This is a genomic window from Herbiconiux ginsengi, from assembly GCF_900107435.1.
Lineage (GTDB): Bacteria > Actinomycetota > Actinomycetes > Actinomycetales > Microbacteriaceae > Herbiconiux > Herbiconiux ginsengi.
Window position 1 is genome coordinate 281,068 of the sequence record NZ_FNPZ01000002.1, and the last position, 22,992, is coordinate 304,059.

General features: G+C 68.5%; 17 protein-coding genes. 13 read left to right on the forward strand and 4 right to left on the reverse strand.

The annotated features are described in order from the left end of the window. Positions 1–85 precede the first annotated feature (85 nt). Entirely contained in the window at positions 86–955 is an 870-nt protein-coding gene (locus BLW00_RS09615) for a collagen-like protein (RefSeq protein ID WP_092552912.1), read from the forward strand. 27 nt (positions 956–982) lie between these two features. On the opposite strand, the gene BLW00_RS09620 is transcribed toward BLW00_RS09615, so the two are convergent. The 3 genes from BLW00_RS09620 to BLW00_RS09630 are packed head-to-tail and all read right to left on the reverse strand — an operon-like array spanning position 983 to position 6,762. Then, positions 983–4,384: an error-prone DNA polymerase gene (locus BLW00_RS09620; protein WP_092552915.1), complete on the reverse strand. Its 3,402-nt coding sequence runs from the start codon at positions 4,382–4,384 to the stop codon at positions 983–985. Between the two features lie 18 nt (positions 4,385–4,402). Further along, the gene (locus BLW00_RS09625) at positions 4,403–6,007 is read right to left on the reverse strand and encodes a DNA polymerase Y family protein (RefSeq protein ID WP_092552918.1); all 1,605 of its coding nucleotides are present in this window, start codon (positions 6,005–6,007) and stop codon (positions 4,403–4,405) included. Continuing rightward, positions 6,004–6,762 carry a hypothetical protein gene (locus BLW00_RS09630; protein WP_175494212.1) on the reverse strand — a complete coding sequence of 253 codons (759 nt, stop codon included), beginning with the start codon at positions 6,760–6,762 and terminating at the stop codon, positions 6,004–6,006. Before BLW00_RS09630 ends, BLW00_RS09625 begins: the two co-directional genes overlap by 4 nt. 125 nt (positions 6,763–6,887) lie before the next feature. On the opposite strand from BLW00_RS09630, the gene BLW00_RS09635 reads away from it, so the two are divergent. The 10 genes from BLW00_RS09635 (at position 6,888) to BLW00_RS09680 (ending at position 16,723) form a co-directional block, all read left to right on the forward strand. Continuing rightward, positions 6,888–8,624, forward strand: coding sequence for a DUF885 domain-containing protein (locus tag BLW00_RS09635; protein ID WP_092552921.1), 1,737 nt, complete (start codon positions 6,888–6,890; stop codon positions 8,622–8,624). A 7-nt stretch (positions 8,625–8,631) separates the two neighbouring features. Beyond that, a complete protein-coding gene (locus BLW00_RS09640) occupies positions 8,632–9,363 on the forward strand; it encodes a DUF4166 domain-containing protein (protein WP_092552924.1) in 732 nt (243 codons plus the stop codon). Further along, on the forward strand, positions 9,360–10,397 hold the full coding sequence (locus BLW00_RS09645) for an epimerase (RefSeq protein WP_092552926.1): 1,038 nt from the start codon (positions 9,360–9,362) through the stop codon (positions 10,395–10,397). Before BLW00_RS09640 ends, BLW00_RS09645 begins: the two co-directional genes overlap by 4 nt. After that, positions 10,394–11,242, forward strand: a complete 849-nt coding sequence (locus BLW00_RS09650) for a DUF3592 domain-containing protein (protein ID WP_092552929.1) — start codon at positions 10,394–10,396, stop codon at positions 11,240–11,242. Before BLW00_RS09645 ends, BLW00_RS09650 begins: the two co-directional genes overlap by 4 nt. 192 nt (positions 11,243–11,434) lie before the next feature. Continuing rightward, positions 11,435–12,886 (forward strand): 30S ribosomal protein S1, encoded by a 1,452-nt coding sequence (rpsA, locus tag BLW00_RS09655; RefSeq protein ID WP_092552932.1) that lies wholly within the window; start codon positions 11,435–11,437, stop codon positions 12,884–12,886. Positions 12,887–12,977: 91 nt separating this feature from the next. Continuing rightward, the gene (locus BLW00_RS22895; RefSeq protein ID WP_139256674.1) at positions 12,978–13,382 is read left to right on the forward strand and encodes a hypothetical protein; all 405 of its coding nucleotides are present in this window, start codon (positions 12,978–12,980) and stop codon (positions 13,380–13,382) included. A gap of 52 nt (positions 13,383–13,434) precedes the next feature. Continuing rightward, the gene (gene coaE, locus BLW00_RS09665) at positions 13,435–14,064 is read left to right on the forward strand and encodes a dephospho-CoA kinase (RefSeq protein ID WP_092552938.1); all 630 of its coding nucleotides are present in this window, start codon (positions 13,435–13,437) and stop codon (positions 14,062–14,064) included. A 4-nt stretch (positions 14,065–14,068) separates the two neighbouring features. Continuing rightward, positions 14,069–14,839 carry a LamB/YcsF family protein gene (locus tag BLW00_RS09670; protein WP_092552941.1) on the forward strand — a complete coding sequence of 257 codons (771 nt, stop codon included), beginning with the start codon at positions 14,069–14,071 and terminating at the stop codon, positions 14,837–14,839. Then, positions 14,836–15,594 (forward strand): 5-oxoprolinase subunit B family protein, encoded by a 759-nt coding sequence (locus BLW00_RS09675; RefSeq protein ID WP_092552944.1) that lies wholly within the window; start codon positions 14,836–14,838, stop codon positions 15,592–15,594. Before BLW00_RS09670 ends, BLW00_RS09675 begins: the two co-directional genes overlap by 4 nt. Next, positions 15,584–16,723 (forward strand): 5-oxoprolinase subunit C family protein, encoded by a 1,140-nt coding sequence (locus BLW00_RS09680; protein ID WP_217634346.1) that lies wholly within the window; start codon positions 15,584–15,586, stop codon positions 16,721–16,723. Before BLW00_RS09675 ends, BLW00_RS09680 begins: the two co-directional genes overlap by 11 nt. A 72-nt stretch (positions 16,724–16,795) precedes the next feature. Here BLW00_RS09680 and BLW00_RS09685 read toward each other — a convergent pair whose 3' ends face one another. After that, a complete protein-coding gene (locus BLW00_RS09685; RefSeq protein ID WP_092552950.1) occupies positions 16,796–17,821 on the reverse strand; it encodes a 6-phosphofructokinase in 1,026 nt (341 codons plus the stop codon). A gap of 99 nt (positions 17,822–17,920) precedes the next feature. Between BLW00_RS09685 and uvrB the strand changes: the two genes are divergently transcribed. Together uvrB and uvrA are read left to right on the forward strand one after the other, a co-directional pair. Continuing rightward, entirely contained in the window at positions 17,921–19,990 is a 2,070-nt protein-coding gene (uvrB, locus tag BLW00_RS09690) for an excinuclease ABC subunit UvrB (protein WP_092552953.1), read from the forward strand. A 106-nt stretch (positions 19,991–20,096) separates the two neighbouring features. After that, the gene (gene uvrA, locus BLW00_RS09695; protein WP_092554630.1) at positions 20,097–22,985 is read left to right on the forward strand and encodes an excinuclease ABC subunit UvrA; all 2,889 of its coding nucleotides are present in this window, start codon (positions 20,097–20,099) and stop codon (positions 22,983–22,985) included. The last annotated feature ends 7 nt before the right edge of the window (positions 22,986–22,992 follow it).

The window sequence follows — 22,992 nt, forward strand, 5'->3', positions numbered from 1 at the left end:
CCGGGGAGGGCGCTGACGAGGTGGTGACCGGTATCGTGTGGTTCGAACATCTGTCGTGCGTGCGGATGCCACCGAAGGGGGACCGATGTCGCTCACCACTCCACCCGACCAGCCCGAATCGCCCACCCCAGGCTCGGTGACCCCCGGCTCGGTGCCTGCCGGCTCGGTGCCTGCTGACGACAGCTCCGTGCCTGCGAGCGGGAATCCCGTGCCTGTGGGCGGCCCGCCGTCGACTCCGGGCGGCCCGCCGTCGACTCCCGGCGCGCCGGTTCCGTCGTCTCCTTCGTCACCGCGTGCTCCTCGGCCGGTGACGCTGCCGGTGCTGCTCGGGGTCGCGGCTGCCGTCGTCGTGCTCGTGTTCGGCGCCTCCTTCCTCGGTGCGAGTCTCGCGCGTGGTTCGGATGCGGGCTCTGCCGCCGTCGAGGTGCCGGCGACCGAGGCTGTGACGTCACCAGACGCCACAGACGCGTCAGACGCGTCCGATGACTTCGCCGATTCTGACGACTCGGCCGAGGATGCCATCGACGAGGAGTACCTCGCTGAGGTGCTTCCGGCCGGTTCGGCCATTCGCGCCGGCAAGGGAACACCCGACGAGGGGGCGGGCATCGACGGTGACATCTATCTCGACATCGCCACCGCGAACGTCTACCTGCATCGCGACGGCACCTGGACCACGGTCGGTAACCTGAAGCAGTCGGCTGCCGAGCACCTCACCGGCGCGCAGGGCGAGACGGGAGCCCAGGGTGAGACCGGTGCGCAGGGCGAAACCGGGGCGACGGGCGCGCAAGGCGAGACCGGCGCTCAGGGGCCGGCCGGCAAAGACGGCACCCAGATCGTTCTGGGTTCCGGAGCGCCTCCGGTCACCGATCCGTGCGGCAACGACGGCGACATCTACTTCGACACCGACAACTCGGGCTTCTACGTCTGCACGGCGGGCTCCTGGGTCGCCCGCTGACGCTGCTCATCGGAACGGCGACGCTGCTCATTGGAAGTCCCGGGAGCGGGTCTTGGCGGAGAGCGGCAGCGGTTCGAAGCGGTCGGCGACGAGGTTGGTGACACCCTCCTTCGATCGTTCGAGGATGCCCCGAACGATCAACGCGGGGGAATCACGGGCCACCCGGCGATGTCGTGACCAGACCCCGACGCTACAGATGACGTTGAGGATGCCCGTCTCGTCTTCGATGTTCATGAAGGTGATCCCACTCGCCGTGGCCGGCCGCTGCCGATGCGTCACCACTCCGCCGACTTCGATGCGACGGCCGTTCTCGGCGGTCGCGAGATCGGCGACGGACAATGCTCCGCGCATCCGGAGTTCTTCTCGCACATGGTGCAGCGGATGGTCGTCGGGTGAGATGCCGGTGGCCCAGAGATCGTAGACCACCTGCTCTTCGGGGGTGAGCATCGGCAGCAGCGGTGGCTGCACCGAGACGAAGGTGCCGGGGAGGTACTCAGCACGCTCTTGGGACGCGTTGCCGGCCTCCCACAGCGCCTCGCGCTTGGTCAGGCCGAGCGACTCGAAAGCGCCGGCGGTGGCGAGAGCCTCGAGCTGAGGTGTGGTGAGTCCCACCCGGCGAGCGAGGTCGGCCATGCTCTGGTAGGGGCCGTGGTGCTCGCGTTCGGTCACGATCCGCTCCGCGAGCTTGTCTCCGATCGAGGTGATCTCGGCGAGCCCCAGCCGGACGGCCAGGCGGCCGTCGCGGCGATGCTCGGCCGTGCGGTCGGGAGCCCCACGGTCGAAGGTCTGCGGCTCCGGGGTGGACGGATGCACGCACTCCTCGAGCCCGGTCTCGGCGCACGGCCCCTCCGCCGTCAGCAGCAGCGGCTCGAGCCCGGCCCGCACGCCCGAGCGCTGGATGTCGGGCCGACGCACCTCGACGCCGTGCCGCCGTGCATCCGCCGTCAACGTCTGCGGCGAATAGAAGCCCATCGGCTGCGCCCGCAGCAGCGCGGCCAGGAAGGCGGCGGGATAGTGCAGCTTGAACCAGGAGCTCGCGTAGACGAGCAGCGCGAAGCTCGTGGCGTGACTCTCGGCGAAGCCGAAGTTCGCGAAGGCCTCGATCTTCGTGTAGATGATGTCGCGATCCTCCGGCGAGATGCCGTTCGCCGCCATACCGGCGTAGAGCTTTTCCCGAATCGACGAGATCTTCTCCAGCCCGCGTTTGGAGCCCATGGCGCGGCGGAGGAGATCGGCGTCTTCGGCCGAGCAATCGCCCACCGCCATGGCCATCTGCATCAGCTGCTCCTGGAACAAGGGAACCCCCAGGGTGCGTTTCAGCACCGGCTCCAATTTCGGATGGATGTACGTCTTTTCTTCGAAGCCGAGCTTGCGCCGGATGTAAGGGTGCACGGCCCCACCCTGGATCGGGCCGGGCCGGATGAGCGCGATCTCCACCACGAGGTCGTAGAACTCGCGTGGCTGCAATCGCGGGAGGGTGCCCATCTGGGCGCGGCTCTCCACCTGGAAGACGCCGATCGAATCGGCGCGGCAGAGCATGTCGTAGACGCCTTCCTCCTCTTTCGGGATGCTGTCGAGATCCCATTTCCGGCCGGTGGATTCCTTCACGAGGTCGAAGGTGTACTGCAACGCCGAGAGCATGCCGAGCCCCAGCAGGTCGAACTTGACCAACCCCATCCAGGCGCAGTCGTCTTTGTCCCACTGCAGCACTGTGCGGTTCTCCATCCGCGCATTCTCGATGGGGCACACCTCGCCCACGGGACGATCGGTGAGCACCATGCCCCCGGAGTGGATGCCCAGATGGCGGGGGAAGCCGAGCAGCTCGGTGGCCAGCTCGATCACCTCGGGTGGGATGTCATGGTCGCCGCTTTCGACCATCGGCCCCCAGCGCTCGATCTGCTTCGACCAGGCATCCTGCTGGCCGGGGCTGTGGCCGAGCGCCTTGGCCATGTCGCGTACTGCGAATTTCGGCCGGTATTGGATGACGTTGGCCACTTGGGCGGCGTTGCGTCGGCCGTATTTCGTGTAGACGTACTGGATCACCTCCTCACGCCGCTCGGAGTCGAAATCGACGTCGATATCGGGCTCCTCCTCGCGCAGCGCCGAGAGGAAGCGCTCGAACGGCAGCTGGCAGAGGATCGGGTCGACGGCGGTGATCTTCAGCACGTAGCAGACTGCGGAGTTGGCCGCCGAGCCGCGGCCCTGGCAGAGGATGCCGAGAGAACGTGCCTCCCGCACGATGTCGTAGACGATCAGGAAATAGCCCGGGAAGTCTTTCTTCTCGATGACATCGAGTTCTTTGTCTATCCGCTTCCAGACCTCGTCTCCGGCTTCGGGGTAGCGATCGGCCACGCCCGCGGTGACCAGTTCTCGCAAATACGACATGTCGGTGTGCCCTGGCGGAACCTCCTGCTGGGGGAGCTTCGGCTTCGCCCGCCTGAGCTCGAAGGCCAGCTCGTCGGCGACCTCGACGGTGTGCTCGACCGCACCGGGGTACCGGCCGAAACGGCGTGCCATCTCCGCACCGGTGCGCAGATGGGCAGCCGGTGCCGCCGGCAGCCAGCCGTCGAGCTCGTCGAGGCTGCGGCGTGCCCGCACCGCAGCGATGGCCTCGGCCAGGCGGTGTCGGTCGGGAGTGGCGTAGTGCACGTTGCCGGTGGCGACGGCGGCGAGACGGTGCTTCTGCGCGAGGTCGAACAGGGCGTCGTTGATGCTGCTGTCGAGCGGATGGCCGCGGTCGGTCAGCTCGACCAGCACGTTCTCGCGACCGAAGAGTGCCACCAGGCGGTCGAGCTCGCGCTCGGCCCCTTCTTCTCCCTCGAGCGTGAGAGCGTGGCGCACGAGGCCTTTACGGCAGCCGGTGAGCACCATCCAATCGCCGCCGGAGTCGGCGGAGAGCTGCTCGAGGGAGTAGAGCGGCTTGCCTTTCTCGGCGCCGGGGGCGAGCTGTGCCGTGGTGATGGTGCCGGCGAGCCGGTGGTAGCCGGGCTGCTGTCGGGCGAGCACGAGCAGGTGCGAGCCCTCGGGATCGGCGATGCCGTTCTGCGGGGCGCTCAGGTCGAGCGAGAGCTCGGCGCCGAACATCGTTCTGACGCCGTGCATCTCGGCGGCCTCGGCGAAGCGGGCGAGCCCGTAGAAGCCGTCGTGATCGGTGAGGGCGATCGCGTGCAGCTTCATCCGCGCCGCTTCCTGCACCAGTTCTTCGGGCGAGGAAGCTCCGTCGAGAAAGCTGAAGTTCGAGTGCGCGTGCAGCTCGGCATAGGGCACGACTGTTTCGCCGTCGTCCGTCTCCACCACCGGCGGCGGCACGTAGGCGGGCCGCTTGTGCGAGTGCGTCTCCTCGTCGGCCATCACCCGTCGGGGTCGTGTGCGCCCCGACAACGTCGCCTCGAGTTCCGACCACTTGATCGGTGGATTACCCCATCCCATCAGCGGCCTCCGATGAACTCAGTCATAGCGGGCCTCCGCATACCAGGTGCCGCGTTCGAGGGCGAGGAGCCAGGCGGTGCCATCGGCGTCGATCATCTGGAAACGGTCGAATCGGCGGCGGGCGGCGGAATCCCACCAGCGTTCGTACACCGGCCAGGGCCCCGCCCAGGCCTCGAGCGGCCGGAGCCGCCGGCCGGCGGCCTCGGGGGAGAAGTAGGCGGGTTCTGCAGACAGCTCACCCCGCTCGGTGACCGTCACCTCTTGCTGCTCTGCAGCGAGCACCAAGACCGCGTGCGGTTGCTCGAAGACCGTGGTGGGCAACGGCGGCGGAACGCTCCCCGGCCACGGCGCCGCCTCCTCGCGCCGGCCACGGACACGACTCGTCGGGGCGACGGCGGCCTTCTGCTCGTGGCGGTCGCCCCAGGGCACCAGGACCTGTCGTTCGTGCGGCGAACGCCCCCCGCCGATCGATGCCGTGAGCACCCCCTCGTGCCCCACGATGCTCTGCACCCGGGAGAGGCCGTGATGGATGCGCTCCTCGGAGCCGCTGCCCCAGAGCCCGGTCTCGTGTCGTTCACTGCGGTCGACGGTTTCGGCGACGATGCGCACCCGGGCGATCGGCGAGGTGAGCGCGCTCTCGATGGTGCTCCCGCCCTGCAGCTGCCAGCGCACCCGGTCGACCACGTCGCTCGCGGTGAACCAGCGCGGATGCAGCCAGCCGCGATCACGCCACTCGCCACGCTCACTGGTGATCTCGACGCGCAGTGCGGTGCAGACGAGATGGGCGGCCGCGAGCTCTCCGATGAAACGCTCCGCCGCGGCCCGCACACCGAAGGCCACCTGATCGATGCGGTCGAGGGGCGGTTCGAAGTCGCTGACGCTCTCACGCACCTCGGGTGGGATGCGTGGCTCCACCCGGCGGCCGTCGAGACCGGCGGCCTTGGCGTGGGCGCGGGCGCCGGACTCCCCGAAGCGAGAACGCACGTCGTCAGCCGGCAGCCGGGCGAAGTCGCCCAGCGAGCGGATGCCGAGCCGCCACAGCAGCGTCGTGAGCTCGGGTTCGTCGAGCAGCTGCAGGGGCAGATCGCGCAGGAACTCCGGTGACGCACCAGCCGGCACGATCCTGATCAGGTCGACGCCGGGCAGCCGAGCCGCCTGATCGGCTGCGAACATCCCGTCGGCCACCCCCACCCGGGCATCCGTCACCCCCAGCTCGGCGAAGCGCTCGAGAAAGGCCAGGGCCGCGGCGTGCTCGCCGCCGTAGAACCGTGCCGCACCGCGCACGGCCAGGGCACAGCTGCCTGAGCGCACGATCTGGACGTTCGGGCTCATCTCCTCGAGCGCGCTGATCAGCGGTTCGAAGGCGCGGTCGACCCGCACCGGGTCGTAGGCGAAGTCGCGCAGCCGGGGACTCCGTGCCTGCGCCTCTCGCAGCCGCAGCCCACGCCGCACCCCGTCGGCCCGCGCCGCGGCCGAACAGGCGAACACCAGACCTTTCTCGATCACGGCGATGCTCTGCTCGACCGAGACCCCCTCGCTCGCAGCAGTGGCCACCACCGGCCAGTCCGGGCACCAGAGCACCATCGTGCGAACCGGCGCCACTGCGCTCCGCATCCCGTTCATCCCGCCACTCCCTGCAGCAGTCGGAGACCCGTGGTCGCCACACCGGGGCCACCCGTCTCACCTCGGCTGCCGGCGACATCCGTCTGCTCCAGCACCGGGCGGAACGACTCACGTCGGTCGGGCAGCCACAGTCGTGCCCGCCGCGGCCGCCCCGAGCCCACCCGAGCCGTGGAAGAGACCAGCACCTGCCGGGCGGCGAGATGCCCGTTTCCTTGCCCGATGCCCGCCCACGAGCTCTCGACGATGCGAAGGGAGGCCTCGCTCTGCGGCCAGTCGCCGAGCACGATCAGGGTGACTCCTCGCTGGCGGATGCGGGCCTGCAGCCGGGCCATGGCCGAGTCGGTGACCCGGCCGGGCGCCCTGGTCACCACCACGCCCACAACATCGGCCATCGCGGCCGTGACCGTGAGCCACTCCTCGCCCGGATGCGGCACGAGTGCGAGTCGCTCGAGGTCGATGCCGAAATGCGACGCCGCCTCCACCCCGAAATCGGGAAGCCCGATCACTCCGCACCACACCCCGTCGGCGGAGGGGCCGGCCATCAACGCCATCACCAACGCGGTGGAGGACTCGACCGAGTATGCCGCCCCGGAGCGCAACGATCCCCCGGGCAGCAGCGACTCGAGCGCCGGATGCGTTCGCACCCTCCGGGTGTCGAGCTTCGTGGCCTGCATCTGCTGGATGCGTGACTGCAGCGCACGGATCTCCTCGCCCGCCGGAGCGGGGGAGGAGAGAGTGAGTGCGGCATCGGTCATGCCCTCATGTTCGAATATATGTTCGAATAAGTCAATCCGGTGACGCAGCCTGTGGAGAACCGATTTTCATCCACAGCCTCGACCGCTCATCGACCGGTGTCGGCACCGTGCCCTAGGGTCGAAACATGACCAGCACGACAGTACCGACCCCCGCCGACACCCGTCCTCCGACCGCGATCGACGCCATCGCCGAGCGCTGGGTCGACACCGTGGTGGAGCTCGAACCGGTGCTCGGCACCTACATCGGCCGCTCCGAGGTGAACGACCGCTACGGAGACCTCTCGCCCGCGGGGAACGACCGGTACATCGCCGCCGTGAAGTCGGTGCTCACCGAACTCGCTGCGGCCACCCCGGTCGACGAGGTCGACGAGGTCACCAAGACCGACCTGCGCAACGAACTCGAACTCGCCGTGGCGAGCTCGGAGGCCGGCCTGCACCTGCGCGACCTGAACGTGATCGACTCGCCCAGTCAGCACATCCGCGAGGTCTACGACCTCATGCCCACGGCCACGGTCGACGACTGGTCGGTCGTCGCGAAGCGGCTCTCCGCGGTCGAGGAGGCCGTCGACGGCTACATCGTGACCCTGCGCGAGGGCATGCGCCGCGGCACCGTCCCGGCCCGCCGCCAGGTGGTCGAGGTGCTCGCTCAGGTGCGCAAGAACTCCGGCCCCGACAGCTTCTTCGCCGAGTTCGTCGAGGGCGCCCGGGTCGACGCCGAGACCGAGGTCGAGAGCGAGACGGGTACGGGCGGCGCTCCCTCCGAGCTGCCCGCGAGCCTCCGTGCCGATCTCGAGCGGGCCGCGGAGACCGCATCCGAGGCTTATTCGAAGCTGGCGCAATTCCTCGAGAACGAGCTGGCCCCGGTCGCCGGCTCCCAGGATGCGGTGGGCCGCGAGCACTACGCCCTGCAGTCGCGCCGCTTCCTCGGCGCCACGATCGACCTCGACGAGACCTACGAGTGGGGCATCGAGGAACTCGGCCGCATGGTGCGCGAGCAGGAGGCGATCGCCGAGGAGATCAAGCCCGGCGCATCCGTCGCCGAGGCCATCGCCTTCCTCGACGGCGATCCGAGTCGCAAGCTGCACGGCACCGATGCGTTGCAGGCCTGGATGCAAGCCACCAGCGACCGCGCGGTCGCCGAGCTCGGCAAGACGCATTTCGACATCCCGCAGGAGATCCGCGCCCTCGAGTGCATGATCGCCCCCACCCACGAGGGCGGCATCTACTACACCGGCCCCACCGACGACTTCTCCCGCCCCGGCCGCATGTGGTGGTCGGTGCCCGACGGCGTCACCGAGTTCGACACCTGGCGCGAACTCACCACGGTCTACCACGAGGGCGTTCCCGGCCATCATCTGCAGATCGGCCAGGCCGTCTACAACCGTGCCAAGCTGAACACCTGGCGCCGTCAGCTCGCCGGCACGAGCGGTCACGCCGAGGGTTGGGCGCTCTATGCCGAGCGCCTCATGGAAGAGCTGGGCTACCTCGACGACCCGGCCGACCGCCTCGGCATGCTCGACGGTCAGCGGATGCGCGCGGCCCGCGTCGTGCTCGACATCGGCGTGCACCTCCAGAAGCCGCGCCTCACCGGATCGGGGGTGTGGGATGCGGAGTACGCCCTCGAGTTCATGCGGCAGAACGTGAACATGGATGACGCGTTCATCCGCTTCGAGGTCAACCGCTACCTCGGCTGGCCCGGCCAGGCGCCGTCGTACAAAGTGGGTCAGCGCATCTGGGAGGAGTTGCGCGACACCCTCCGGGCCCGCGAGAAGGAGGCCTTCTCGTCGAAGGAGTTCCACCGCAAGGCGCTCGACCTCGGCGGCGTGGGGCTCGACACCCTGCGTTCGGCGCTGCTGAAGTAGCCGCGGCGTGGTGCGTGCTCCTCGTTCCCCCTATGAGCTGACCTCGGGCTCGGCGCTCGACGATCTGCATCCGGTGCTCCGCCGGTACTTCGGCGCGATTCCGGCCGGCCTGCGTGGCTACGGCAGCGGCACCTTCGAGGTGGTGGGCACACCACGGCGCTGGCTGCGGCCGGCGCTCGCCCTGCTGGCGCGACAAGGCGTCCTCTTTCCGGTGTGGGAGCACAACGTGCCCTTCACCGTCGTGAACGCCCCGCTGGTCGACCGCGACGGGCGAACCGCGGTGGTCGCCGTGCGTCGCTTCCACTTCCTCGGCGGGGCACGCGCGATGGTCGATGCCATCACCGCCGAGAACCCCGGTGCCGACGGTCTGGTCGATCACCTCGGGTTCGATCGTCGCTTCCGCGTGCGGCTCTCCGCCCGTGTGGTGCGGGGTGAGTTCCACCTCGCCTCCACGAGCCTGGAGCTGCGGATCGGGCGCCAGTACTTCGCCCTGCCGGCCGCGATCTCGCCGCGCGTCACGCTGATCGAGCGTTTCGACGACGCGGCAAACGGGGGAGCGGGGGCGCAGCGGGTCTCCGTCACCGTCGACGCGCCGGCGCTCGGGCGCCTCTACGAATACACGGGCACCTTCACCTACGAGCTGCGGCCGGACGATGTGGAGGAGAAGGCCGCGACCGCGGATGCCGCAGTCGCGCACGACGCGGAAGACCCCCAAGACGCCGGGGCGGGCTCCCGATGACCGAGCGCCGTCGTCGCGTCGTGCTGGCCGGCGCCTCCGGTTTCATCGGTGCGCGGTTGGCGGAGGCTTTCCGTGAGGAGGGCGCGGAGGTCGCGCTGATCGGCCGCGCCGGTCCGGCTGCGCGCTGGAACGATGCCGCCGCGATCGCCGCCCTGGTCGACGGCGCCGACCTCCTGATCAACCTGGCCGGCAAGAGCGTCAACTGCCGCTACGACGCCGCGAACCGCGCCGAGATCTTCCGCTCGCGACTCGCGACCACTCGCGCACTGCACGACGCGGTCACTGCGGCCGCGCATCCGCCCCGCCTGTGGATCAACTCATCCACCGCCACCATCTACCGGCATGCCGACGACCGCCCGATGACGGAGTCGACCGGTGAGATCGGGGAAGGCTTCTCGGTGAATGTGGCGACGAGCTGGGAAGACGAGTTCTTCCGTGGCGAGCTCGCCGGCACCCGGCGCGTCGCGCTCCGCATGGCGATCGTGCTCGGCGACGGCAGTGCGCTCACCCCCATCCTCGCGCTCGCCCGCGCCGGTCTGGGCGGTCCGCAGTTCGACGGGCACTGGCCGGCCACCCCGGCTCGGCGAGCCGCCGGCACCGACCATCGCTTCCGTCGGGGCTCGCGCGGCGGCCGGCAGAAGTTCAGTTGGGTGCACCTCGACGATGTGCTGGGCATCATCCGCTTCCTCGACACCCGTCCGGAGATCGACGGCCCTGTCAACGCCGCAGCACCGCACCCCACCGACAATCGCACATTCATGGCTTCGGTGCGCCGCGCGGTCGGAGCGCGGTTCGGCCTCCCGACCGCGCGCTGGATGCTCGAACTCGGCTCGTTCGTGATTCGCACCGAGACGGAGCTGGTGCTGAAGAGCCGCTGGGTGGTGCCCGAGCGACTCGAGGCGGCGGGGTACTCGTTCGCCTTCCGCGACCACGAGACCGCCCTCGCCGACATCGTGCGCGCCCGGCGCGCGAAGCGGGCGACGACGACCCGATCCCCCATTCAGGGGACACCTGTCGATAAACTGCCGACATGAGCACCATCGACCCTCGGATCGCCCGGGCGGAGAAGGCGAACCGGCCGGCTCGCAGCGCCGGCCGCGTCGCGATCACCGCCGTTCTCGGCATCGTTCATGTCGGCCTCTGGGCCCTCGCGGGCTATGGCTTCGGCGAGACCTTCGACACCATGCGCCTGATGGCGATCAACCAGGTCGGTGACGGGTGGGACAGCCGTTTCGACGGCACGCTTCCCCTCCTGTTCATCGTGGGCGTGACACTCGGCGCCATCCTCGGTTTCGCCCTCACCGGCGTATCCGGTCGCGTGCTGGGACTGGCCGGCGCCACCCTGTTGCCGCTGTTCACCGGAGCGACGGGCATCGCGATCGGTCTTGCCCTGTTCTACCCGGAATGGACCCCGGCCGAGAGCTACGGCCAGCTGCTGGGTTTCATGGCGGGCGACGCACCCACGCCGTGGGACACCTCCGCCTGGGTGCAGTACTGGCTGCCGGTGTGGCTGCCGATCGTCTTCGGTGTCATCGCACTGGTGCTGCTCGTCGTGGTCGTGCTCGCCGCATCCGGTGCCCGGCGCAAGGCGAAGCGGATGGCCGAACGCGTGACCACCGGGCGCAGGGTGGCGGGCGTGGTCACCGAGGTGCTGCCGACCGGCGTGGAGATCAGTGGGATGCCGCGCCTGCAGTTCACGGTGACGTTCCGCGATCTGGCGGGCGTCGATCGGTGGGTGACGAAGAAGGGCAACTTCTCGCCGGCAGCGCTCCCACGGGCCGGGGATGCGGCAGTGGTCTGGTTCGATCCGCTGAACCCCGGATCGGAGAAGGACATCGTGGTCGGGCTCGGCCCCGAGGCCGCCGCCGCGGCATCCTGAGCGCACGGAATGCTCGGAGCCTCCCGAGCGTTGTATGAAACGGCACTGAGAACGCGGCTTGCCGCATCCGGCGCCACCTAGCTAGACTAGAGCGTCACTCTTGTGACTTCTATCCGCCTGCCAGTTGCGGACCAGACAATATCACCACCTCGCAACCGGCCCGAACTATGTCCACAACGGAGCAACCACTACATGACAATCGCAACGACCGAAAAGGCAACCAAGCAGGTCGCCATCAATGACATCGGATCTGCTGAAGACTTCCTCGCCGCGGTCGAAAAGACTCTGAAATTCTTCAACGACGGAGACCTCATCGAAGGCACCGTCGTGAAGATCGACCGCGACGAGGTCCTCCTCGACGTCGGTTACAAGACGGAGGGCGTCATCCCTTCGCGTGAACTTTCCATCAAGCACGATGTGGACCCCACCGAGGTCGTCCAGGTCGGCGACTTGGTCGAGGCGCTCGTCCTCCAGAAGGAAGACAAAGAAGGCCGCCTCATCCTGTCCAAGAAGCGTGCTCAGTACGAGCGTGCGTGGGGCGACGTCGAGAAGATCAAGGACGCCGACGGCGTGGTGACGGGTTCCGTCATCGAGGTCGTCAAGGGTGGCCTCATCGTCGACATCGGCCTCCGCGGCTTCCTCCCGGCTTCGCTCATCGAGCTCCGCCGCGTGCGCGACCTGACCCCGTACCTGGGCCAGGAGATCGAGGCCAAGATCCTCGAACTCGACAAGAACCGCAACAACGTCGTTCTGTCGCGCCGCGCCCTGCTCGAGCAGACGCAGTCCGAGAGCCGCACCACCTTCCTCAACAACCTCCAGAAGGGGCAGGTCCGCAAGGGCGTCGTCTCGTCGATCGTCAACTTCGGTGCGTTCGTCGATCTGGGCGGCGTCGACGGTCTGGTGCACGTCTCCGAGCTGTCCTGGAAGCACATCGAGCACGCCTCCGAGGTCGTCGAGGTGGGCCAGGAGGTCACCGTCGAGATCCTCGAGGTCGACCTCGATCGCGAGCGCGTGTCGCTCTCGCTCAAGGCGACGCAGGAAGACCCGTGGCAGGTGTTCGCCCGTACCCACGCCATCGGCCAGGTCGCGCCCGGAAAGGTCACCAAGCTGGTGCCGTTCGGTGCGTTCGTCCGCGTCGCCGAGGGCATCGAGGGTCTGGTGCACATCTCCGAGCTCTCCGGCAAGCACGTCGAGCTCGCCGAGCAGGTCGTGTCGGTCGGCGACGAGGTCTTCGTCAAGGTCATCGACATCGACCTCGAGCGCCGCCGCATCTCGCTGAGCCTCAAGCAGGCCAACGAGGGCGTCGACCCCGAGGGCACCGAGTTCGACCCGGCACTCTACGGAATGCTCACCGAGTACGACGACCAGGGAAACTACAAGTACCCCGAGGGCTTCGACCCGGAGACCAACGAGTGGAAGGAAGGCTTCGAGGCCCAGCGCGAGAAGTGGGAGCAGGAGTACGCCGAGGCTCAGGCTCGCTGGGAGGCCCACAAGAAGCAGGTCGCCGCATCCGCTGCCGATGCAGCCGCGAGCGACATCCCTTCGGGTTCCTCCTCGTTCTCGAGCGAGTCGACCGGCGCGGGCACCCTCGCCGACGACGAGACCCTCGCCGCCCTGCGCGAGAAGCTCAGCTCGAACAACTAGTCACACCGCACCACACACGGATGGCCGTCCCTTCGGGGGCGGCCATCCGGCCGTTAACGAGCCAACCCTCACTAGCGAGTATTGTTCAGGTATGGACATTGTTGCTCCAACAGCTCTAAGCGGAATGTTCGCGGCTTGGATACTCCAACTGGGCGTTTCCGGGCCTCGTCAATCCACCCGAGTCAATGCAGTCACCAAGCAGCTGCTCGACCTGATAGGTCGACACGCGAGTGAGGGCACGGATTGGGCCGATGTCTTCGACGAATTCGGAACATCGTCATGGGCGCGTGGATGGCACGACGCGGTCGGTGTGACTCGAACGATTGCGCCGGACTTCGAGGCTCGCCGCCTAATCCGCGGGCTCCGCACGAGCTGGGAGACTGACGGCAACTACCAGCTCACCGAGATCGCTCGACGTGCGCAGGTGATGGGCGATGAAGTCATCTGGGCGTTCCCAGTCGGCCGCTTGCGCGTCCGTTGCTCCCCGATCAGCTGACCGGCGCCGGCGAGAACAGTGAGACGGATGCGGCGCCCGATACCATGAGCACGTGTACGTGATCGGACTCACCGGGGGAATCGCCGCAGGCAAGTCGACAGTGGCGCGCCGCTTCGCGGAGCACGGGGCCGTGGTCTTCGACGCCGATCAGCTCGCCCGGGAGGCCGTCGAACCGGGAACTCCGGGTCTCGCCGCCATCCGTGAGCGCTTCGGCGACTCCGTGGTCGCCCCCGACGGAAGCCTCGATCGCCCGGCGCTCGGCGCGATCGTGTTCGGCGACGAACAGGCGCGGCTCGATTTGAACGGCATCACGCATCCCGAAATCGCCCGGCTGCTGATAGAACGACTGGAGCAGACCCGCGCCGCCGATCCGGATGCCGTCGTCGTGTACGACGTGCCCCTGATGGTGGAATCGGGTGGGCGCCGGGGCGGGTTGTTCGAGCACGTCGTGGTGGTCGAGTCGCCGGCCGAGGTGCGGATCGCGCGACTGGTCGACCTGCGCGGGATGTCGCGCGAAGAGGCCGAGCGGCGCATCCGCTCGCAGGCCACCGATGAGGAGCGGCGGGCGATCGCCGACACGGTGATCGACACGAGCGGCAGCCTCGAGCAGACGCTGGAACAGGTGGATGCCGCGTGGGAGAAGCTGCAGGGGCGCGGAAGCGCTCGGGAAGCCGCGGTGTGAGGCCATGGCCGTGATCGATCTGAACGCCGACCTCGGTGAGTCGTTCGGCGCCTGGGACCTCGGCGACGACCGCGCGATGCTCGATCTCGTGACCAGCGCGAACGTCGCCTGTGGGTTCCACGCGGGCGATCCCACGCGCATCCTCGAAACCCTGCGGCTCGCCACCACCCGCCGCACCGAGATCGGCGCGCAGGTGTCCTACCCCGATCTCCGCGGTTTCGGCCGGCGCGACCTCGATCTTCCCGCCGCCGACCTCACGGCCGACGTCATCTACCAGATCGGCGCCCTGCAGGGCCTCGCCACGGCCGCCGGAACCCGGGTGCTCTACGTGAAACCGCACGGCGCCCTGTACAACCGGATCGTGCACGACGAACGGCAGGCCGGTGCCGTGGTCGACGCGGTGATCGCGATCGATCCCTCGCTCGCGATCGTCGGGTTGCCCGACTCGGAGGTGGGGCGCCTGGCCGAGGCGGAGGGTCTCCGCTTCGTGCCCGAGGCCTTCGCCGATCGCGCCTACCGGCCCGACGGCACACTGGTGCCCCGCATCGAGGCCGGCGCCGTGCTGCACGATGCCGGCGAGATCGCCGAGCGGATGCTCCGCCTCGCAACCGAAGGCGTCGTCACCGCCATCGACGGAACCGACATCGCTCTCTCGGCCGAGACCATCTGCGTGCACGGCGACACCGCCGGTGCGGTGGCGATCGCCCGGGCGGTGCGCGACTCGATCGAAGCAGCCGGCCTCACGATCGCCCCGTTCGCCTCGTCGTCGCGATGACCGCACGGCTGGTGACGCAACCCGCCGGTGCGGGAGCGTCGCGCCCCGCCCTCACGGTGCTGCCGGTCGGGTCGGCCGCGGTGCTCGTCGAGCCGCCGGATGCGCGGAACGTGGTCGAGCTGTACCTGCGGCTGCGCGCGACGGCGCCAGCTGGCGTGACGGATCTCGTGCCCGCGGCGACCACGGTGCTGGTCGGCTTCGAGCCCGGGACGCAGTCGCGCGTGGCGGTCGTCGAGTGGATCCGGCGAGTGGGCGCGGAGGAACCTCGGGCGGCGCCGGAGGAAGTCGGCGCGAGTGCCGGGCCATTGCGCGAGGCCGACATCGGAGCCGGCGCCGACGCCGCGACCCGCTTGGCAGCCGAGCCGGAGCGTGGTGCGATCGTCGAGCTGCCGCTGCGGTACGACGGGCCCGATCTCGCCGTCGTCGCGGAGTTGACCGGCGCATCCGTCGATGAGGTCATCGGGGCGCACCTCGAGCAGGTGTGGACGGCGGCGTTCATCGGGTTCGCTCCCGGTTTCGCGTACCTCGCCGGTGAGGACGACCGTCTGACGGTGCCGCGTCGGGTCACTCCACGGGCTGCTGTGCCGGCCGGTTCGGTCGCCCTGGCGGCCGGATACTGCGGCGTGTATCCGCGGGAGTCGCCAGGCGGCTGGCATGTGATCGGACACACCGCTGCGGTTCTCTGGGATGCGCAGCGCGCCGATCCGGCGCTGCTGGCGCCCGGGACGCGGGTGAGGTTCGTCCGTGAAGGCTGACGAGGGCGCTCAGGTGGCCAGTTCCACCGCGGCGTTCGAGGTGCTCGCCACCGGCCCGCTCGCGCTCCTGCAGGACGAGGGGCGGCCGGGATACGCGCACTTCGGGGTCACCGCATCCGGCGCAGCCGACCGTTGCGCCTACGCCGCGGCGAACCGGCTCGTGGGCAACGAGCAGGGCGCGGCTGCGATCGAGGTCGTCCTCGGCGGGCTCGAACTACGGGCGCTCCGCACGATGCTCGTCGCGCTGACCGGGGCTGCGGCCGTCGCCACCGTCACGGAGTTCGTGCGGGTCGGCCGCCACTCCAGAGTCGCGGACCCCGAGGCCAGCGCCCCGGTCCCTGCCCGCGCGGTGAACGATGGCAATTCGGCGGGCGGCGGTGACTCGGCGAGCGATGACGATGCACCGGGCCAGAGCGGCCCGATGGGCGGCGGCGGCCCGCCGCGTGCGGCCGATGCGGGCCCCGCCGTGGACGCTGTGCGGCGCATCCGTCGAACCGTCGTGAACCCGGCCGGCACATCGTTCACCGTGTTCGCCGGCGACACGATCGCGGTGGGAGCACCCGAGGGTGGACTCCGCTCCTATCTGGCGGTGCGCGGCGGCTTCGCGGGGGAGCGGGTGCTCGGCAGCCGCTCGAGCGACGTGTTGAGCGGGCTCGGTCCGGCGGCGCTGCGGGCGGGCGACGTGCTCGAACTCGCGGGCGACGAAGAGGGAACACCCGGCGACTGGCCTGGCACCACGCTCATCCCGCCGCCACTGCCGCGGTCCGGTCCCGTGATCCTCGCCATCGCCCGGGGTCCGCGCGACGACTGGTTCGGCGACGCCGGCTGGCAGGCCTTGCTCGGCGCGACGTGGACGGTCGGAACCGACTCGAACCGGGTCGGCGTGCGATTGGCGGCCGACGGGGTCGCGATCGAGCGTGCTCCTGGACACGCCGGCGAACTCCCCAGCGAAGGGATGGTGGTGGGCGCGGTGCAGATCCCTCCGAGCGGCCAGCCCGTCGTGTTCCTCCGCGACCACCCGGTGACCGGCGGCTACCCGGTGATCGGCGTACTCACGGCGGATTCGGTCGACCGAGCGGCGCAAGCCCGGCCGGGAGACCCGGTGCGATTCCGGGAAAGGCGTCAGTAATTACGCAGATGACGAGGACCGACGCCCTATACGGGGTCGGTCCTCGTCATGTGCGCAATCATTCGCCGCGGCTCAGCCGAAGAGCATCGCCGCTTCGTCGTAGCGGTGCTGCGGCACGACCTTGAGCTTGCCGAGCGCCTCCTCGAAGCCCACGGTCACGATGTCGGTGCCGCGCAGCGCCACCATCTGCCCCCAGGCCGATTCCTGCACGATGTCGGATGCGGCCATGCCGAGACGGGTCGCGAGCACGCGGTCGTAGGCGGTCGGCACGCCGCCGCGCTGGATGTGGCCGAGCGTGGTCGCCCGCGTCTCGATGCCGGTGAGGTCTTCGATCATGGGCGCGAGCCGCTCGCCGATGCCGCCGAGACGCGGACGACCGAAGGCGTCGAGGCCCCGCTCGGAGTGCGGGTCGTCGGCGTGGTCGGGCGTGAACCCCTCGGCCACGACGACGAGGGGAGCGCGCCCGCGGTTCGCGGCGCTCTGCACCCACTCCGCCACCTGCGCCATGCTCGTCTTCTGCTCGGGGATCAGGATGGCGTGAGCCCCCGCGGCCATGCCGGAGTGCAGCGCGATCCAGCCCACGTGCCGCCCCATCACCTCGGCCACCATGCAGCGGCTGTGCGAGTCGCCGGTGGTGCGCAGGCGGTCCATCGCCTCGGTGGCGATCTCGACGGCGGTGTCGAAGCCGAAGGTGTAGTCGGTGGCGTCGAGGTCGTTGTCGACGGTCTTGGGCACACCGACGATCTTGAGGCCGGCATCCGTCAGCCGCTTCGCCGCGGCGAGGGTGCCCTCGCCGCCGATCGCCATGATGGCGTCGATTCCGAGACGGTCGAGGGTCTCCTGGATGCGCTCCGGCCCGCCGTTGCCCTCGAAGGGATTCGTGCGCGACGTGCCGAGGATGGTGCCGCCCTGCTTGGCGATGCCGCGCACGTGGCTGCGCTCGAGCGGGAGGATGTCGCCGTTGACGACGCCGCGCCAGCCGTCTTTGAAGCCGACGAACTCCTGCCCGTTGATCTCGGTGCCCTTGAGGACTGCGCCGCGGATGACCGCGTTCAGTCCAGGACAGTCTCCGCCGCTGGTCAGGATGCCGATTCTCATGTGTGTCTGCCTCGAGGTGGTGGTGAGGTGGGATGCGCCGCCATGACGCTGAGAGCGAGCACCGACCGGGATGTCGGTGGCTCTCCCTAAACTTAATGCATGGAACCCACTCGCTCTGTTCACCCCTTCGAGGTCGTCAGCGACTACACCCCGAGTGGCGACCAGCCTGCTGCCATCGCCGAGCTGGCCGGCCGCATCAACGCGGGTGAGACGGATGTCGTGCTCCTCGGTGCCACGGGAACGGGCAAGTCCGCCACCACGGCCTGGCTCATCGAGCAGGTGCAGCGCCCCACCCTCGTGCTCGCGCACAACAAGACGCTGGCCGCTCAGCTGGCGAACGAGTTCCGTGAGCTGATGCCGAACAATGCGGTCGAGTACTTCGTGTCGTACTACGACTACTACCAGCCCGAGGCCTACGTGCCGCAGACCGACACCTTCATCGAGAAGGACTCGTCGATCAACGCCGAGGTGGAGCGCCTGCGCCACTCCACCACGAACTCGCTGCTCAGCCGCCGCGACGTCGTGGTGGTCTCGACCGTGTCCTGCATCTACGGCTTGGGCACCCCCGAGCAATACCTGAACGCGATGATCGCGTTGCAGGTCGGCCAGAAGGTCGATCGCGACTGGCTCATCCGCCGTTTCGTCTCCATGCAGTACCAGCGCAACGACATCGACTTCTCCCGCGGCAACTTCCGGGTGCGCGGCGACACCATCGAGATCATCCCGATGTACGAAGAGCTCGCCATCCGCATCGAGATGTTCGGCGACGAGATCGAGGGTCTCTACAGCCTGCATCCGCTCACCGGCGAGATCGTGCAGAAGCTCGACAACGTCTCGGTGTTCCCCGGCTCGCACTACGTGGCCGACACGAACGTGATGCATCGCGCGATCGAGACCATCCAGACCGAGCTGCACGACCGGCTGGCGGTGCTCGAGCGCGAGGGCAAGCTGCTCGAGGCGCAGCGGTTGCGCATGCGCACCACCTTCGACCTCGAGATGATGCAGCAGATCGGGTTCTGTTCCGGAATCGAGAACTACTCCCGCCACATCGACGGTCGGATGCCCGGTGAGGCCCCGCACTGCCTTCTCGACTACTTCCCCGACGACTTCCTCGTGGTGATCGACGAGTCGCACGTCACGGTGCCGCAGATCGGCGCCATGTACGAGGGTGACTCCTCGCGTAAGCGCACGCTGGTCGACCACGGGTTCCGCCTGCCGAGCGCACTCGACAACCGGCCGCTGAAGTGGAACGAGTTCAAGAACCGCGTCGGCCAGACCGTCTACCTCTCCGCGACTCCGGGCAAGTACGAGATGGGCATCGCCGACGGGGTGGTGGAGCAGATCATCCGCCCCACCGGCCTCATCGATCCGGTGCTCATCGTGAAGCCCTCGAAGGGTCAGATCGACGATCTGCTCGAAGAGATCCGCCTCCGCGCCGCCCGCGACGAGCGGGTCCTGGTCACCACGCTCACCAAGAAGATGGCCGAAGAGCTCACCGACTTCCTCACGGAGGCGGGTGTGCGGGTGCGCTACCTGCACTCCGACGTCGACACCCTCCGCCGCGTCGAACTGCTCACCGAGCTGCGGATGGGCGTGTACGACGTGCTCGTCGGCATCAACCTGCTCCGTGAAGGTCTCGACCTGCCCGAGGTGTCGCTGGTGGCCATCCTCGACGCCGACAAGGAGGGCTTCCTGCGCTCGTCGACGTCGCTCATCCAGACCATCGGCCGCGCGGCGCGCAATGTCTCCGGCGAGGTGCACCTCTACGCCGACAAGATGACCGACTCGATGCGGCTCGCGATCGACGAGACCGACCGCCGGCGCGAGAAGCAGGTCGCCTACAACACGCTGCACGGCATCGACCCGCAGCCGCTCCGCAAGCGCATCGCCGACATCACGGAGGCCCTGGCCCGCGAGGGTGCCGACACGGCGGAACTCCTGCGCGAACGCTCCGGCCGGGGTAAGAAGAGCCCCACGCCCAATCTGCGTCGCGAAGGCATCGCGGCAGCCGGCGCGAACGACCTCGAGGCCATCATCGCCGACCTCAACAGCCAGATGCTCGAGGCGGCAGCCGAGCTCAAGTTCGAGCTGGCCGGGCGGTTGCGCGACGAGGTCGCCGAGCTGAAGCGCGAGCTCCGCCAGATGGAGAAGGCGGGCCACATCAGCTGAGCCCTGAGCGTAATCGGGCGCCAGTGTCAGTGGGTCAACATAGACTTTCGGGGTGTCGATTTCGAGCGTAGATTCCGTTGATTCCCTGGGCCCTCGTCCCGTCCCGATCCCGGTCGAGCCGGTCGAGTTCCGCCATGGTTCCAGCGGAAAGCTGAGCGTCCACGGCGCCCGGGTGCACAACCTGCGCGATGTCGACATCGAGATCCCGCGCGACTCGCTCGTGGTGTTCACCGGTCTCTCCGGCTCGGGCAAGTCGAGCCTCGCCTTCGACACGATCTTCGCCGAGGGGCAGCGCCGCTACGTCGAGTCGCTGAGCGCCTATGCCCGGCAGTTCCTCGGCCAGGTCGATCGTCCCGACGTCGACTTCATCGAGGGCTTGAGCCCGGCGGTGTCGATCGATCAGAAGTCGACGAACCGCAACCCGCGATCGACGGTGGGCACCATCACCGAGATCTACGACTACATGCGTCTGCTCTGGGCACGCATCGGCATCGCGCACTGTCCGGTCTGCGGCGAGGTCATCTCGGCTCAGACCGTGCAGCAGATCGCCGATCAGCTGATGGAGCTCGAACCCGGTGTGCGGTATCAGATCCTCAGCCCGGTCGTCTCGCAGAAGAAGGGCGAGTTCGTCGACCTCTTCAAGGAGCTCTCCGCGAGCGGATACTCGCGGGCGATCGTCGACGGCGATCTCATCCAGCTCACCGAGCCGCCGAAGCTCAAGAAGCAGTTCAAGCACGACATCTCGGTGGTGGTCGACCGTCTGGTGGCCGGCCCTGAGATCCTCGGCCGGCTCACCGACTCGCTCGAGACAGCCCTGCGCCTCACCGATGGGCTGGTGCAGATCAACTATGTCGACGAGAACGGCCCCGAGGCCTGGCAGACCTTCTCCGAGAAGCTCTCCTGCCCCAATCAGCACCCCATCCAGCTCACCGAGATCGAGCCGCGCACCTTCTCGTTCAACGCCCCGTTCGGCGCCTGCCCGGAGTGCTCCGGCCTCGGCACCCGGATGTCGGTCGATCAAGACCTCCTGCTCGGAGACGAAGACCTCAGCATCAACGACGGCGTCATCATCCCGTGGACCACGCAGGGCAAGGGCCTGTTCCAGTACTACGAGAAGCTGCTCGAGGGCCTCGCCCGCGATCTCGACTTCTCGTTGAACACACCGTGGAAGAAGTTGAAGCCCGATGTGCAGGAGGCGATCCTGCGCGGCAACAACTTCGAGGTCAAGGTCAAGTGGAAGAACCGCTACGGCCGGGAGATGAGCTACACCTCGGGCTTCGAGGGCGTCATGCCCTACATCGAGCGCCAGTTCATCCAGGCCGACTCCGACTCGCAGCGCGCGCGGTGGGGTGAATACCTCCGCGAGGTGCCCTGCCCGGTCTGCGACGGCAAGCGCCTGAAGCCCGAAGTGCTCGCGGTCACGGTGAACGAGCGAAGCATCGCGGATGTCGCGGAGCTCAGCCTCATCGACGCCCAGGAGTTCATGGGCGAGCTCACGCTCACCGACCGCGAGGCCATGATCGCCGCCCAGGTGCTGCGTGAGATCAAGGCGCGCCTCGACTTCCTCATCGAGGTGGGCCTCAACTACCTCAGTCTGGCCCGTGCGGCCGGTTCGCTCTCGGGTGGCGAGGCTCAGCGCATCCGTCTCGCGACGCAGATCGGATCGGGCCTCACCGGGGTGCTCTACGTGCTCGACGAGCCGTCGATCGGTCTGCACCAGCGCGACAACCGGCGTCTGATCGAGACCCTGGTGAAGCTGAAGAGTCTCGGCAACACGCTGATCGTGGTGGAGCACGACGAAGACACCATCCGCACGGCGGACTGGATCGTCGACATCGGCCCCGGTGCCGGGGTGAACGGCGGCACCGTGGTGCACTCCGGGCACTACGACGAGCTGCTCGCCAACACCCGTTCGCTCACCGGCGACTATCTCTCCGGCCGCAAGTCGATCGAGGTGCCGAAGAAGCGTCGCCCGATCGATCGCAAGCGCATGATCTCCGTGGTCGACGCCGAGGCCAACAACCTCAAGAAGGTCACCGCCGACTTCCCGCTCGGCGTCATGACGGCGGTCACCGGTGTCAGCGGCTCGGGCAAGTCGAGTCTTGTCAACGACATCCTCTATCGCGTGATGGCCAACCAGCTGAACGGGGCGCGCAAACTCCCGGGCAAGCACAAGCGCGTGCTCGGACTCGACAACCTCGACAAGGTGGTGCACGTCGACCAGGCGCCGATCGGCCGTACCCCGCGCTCGAACCCGGCGACCTACACGGGGGTCTTCGACCGCATCCGTACGCTCTTCTCGGAGACCGCCGAGGCGAAGGCCCGGGGCTACCTGCCCGGCCGGTTCTCGTTCAACGTCAAGGGAGGCCGCTGCGAGGCCTGCTCGGGTGACGGCACGATCAAGATCGAGATGAACTTCCTGCCCGACGTCTACGTCGCGTGTGAGGTCTGCGGTGGTGCGCGCTACAACCGCGACACCCTGGCCGTGCACTACAAGGGCAAGAACATCGCCGAAGTGCTCGACATGCCGATCTCCGAGGCGGCCGAGTTCTTCGAGCCGATCTCGGCCATCCACCGGTTCTTGAAAACACTGGTCGAGGTGGGCCTCGGCTACGTGCGTCTCGGCCAGAGCGCCACCACGCTGTCGGGCGGCGAGGCGCAGCGCGTCAAGCTCGCCACCGAGCTGCAGCGACGGTCGAACGGCCGGAGCGTCTACGTTCTCGACGAGCCGACCACGGGTCTGCACTTCGAAGACGTGCGCAAGCTCCTGCTGGTGCTGAACAGCCTGGTCGACAAGGGAAACACGGTGATCGTGATCGAGCACAACCTCGACGTGATCAAGTCGGCCGACTGGCTGATCGACCTCGGCCCTGAGGGCGGATCGGGTGGCGGCACGGTCATCGCCACCGGTACGCCGGAGAAGGTCGCCAAGGTCGAAGCGAGCCACACCGGACGGTTCCTCAAGGAGGTCCTCGCCGCTCCCGGCAAGCGCTGAGGAGCTC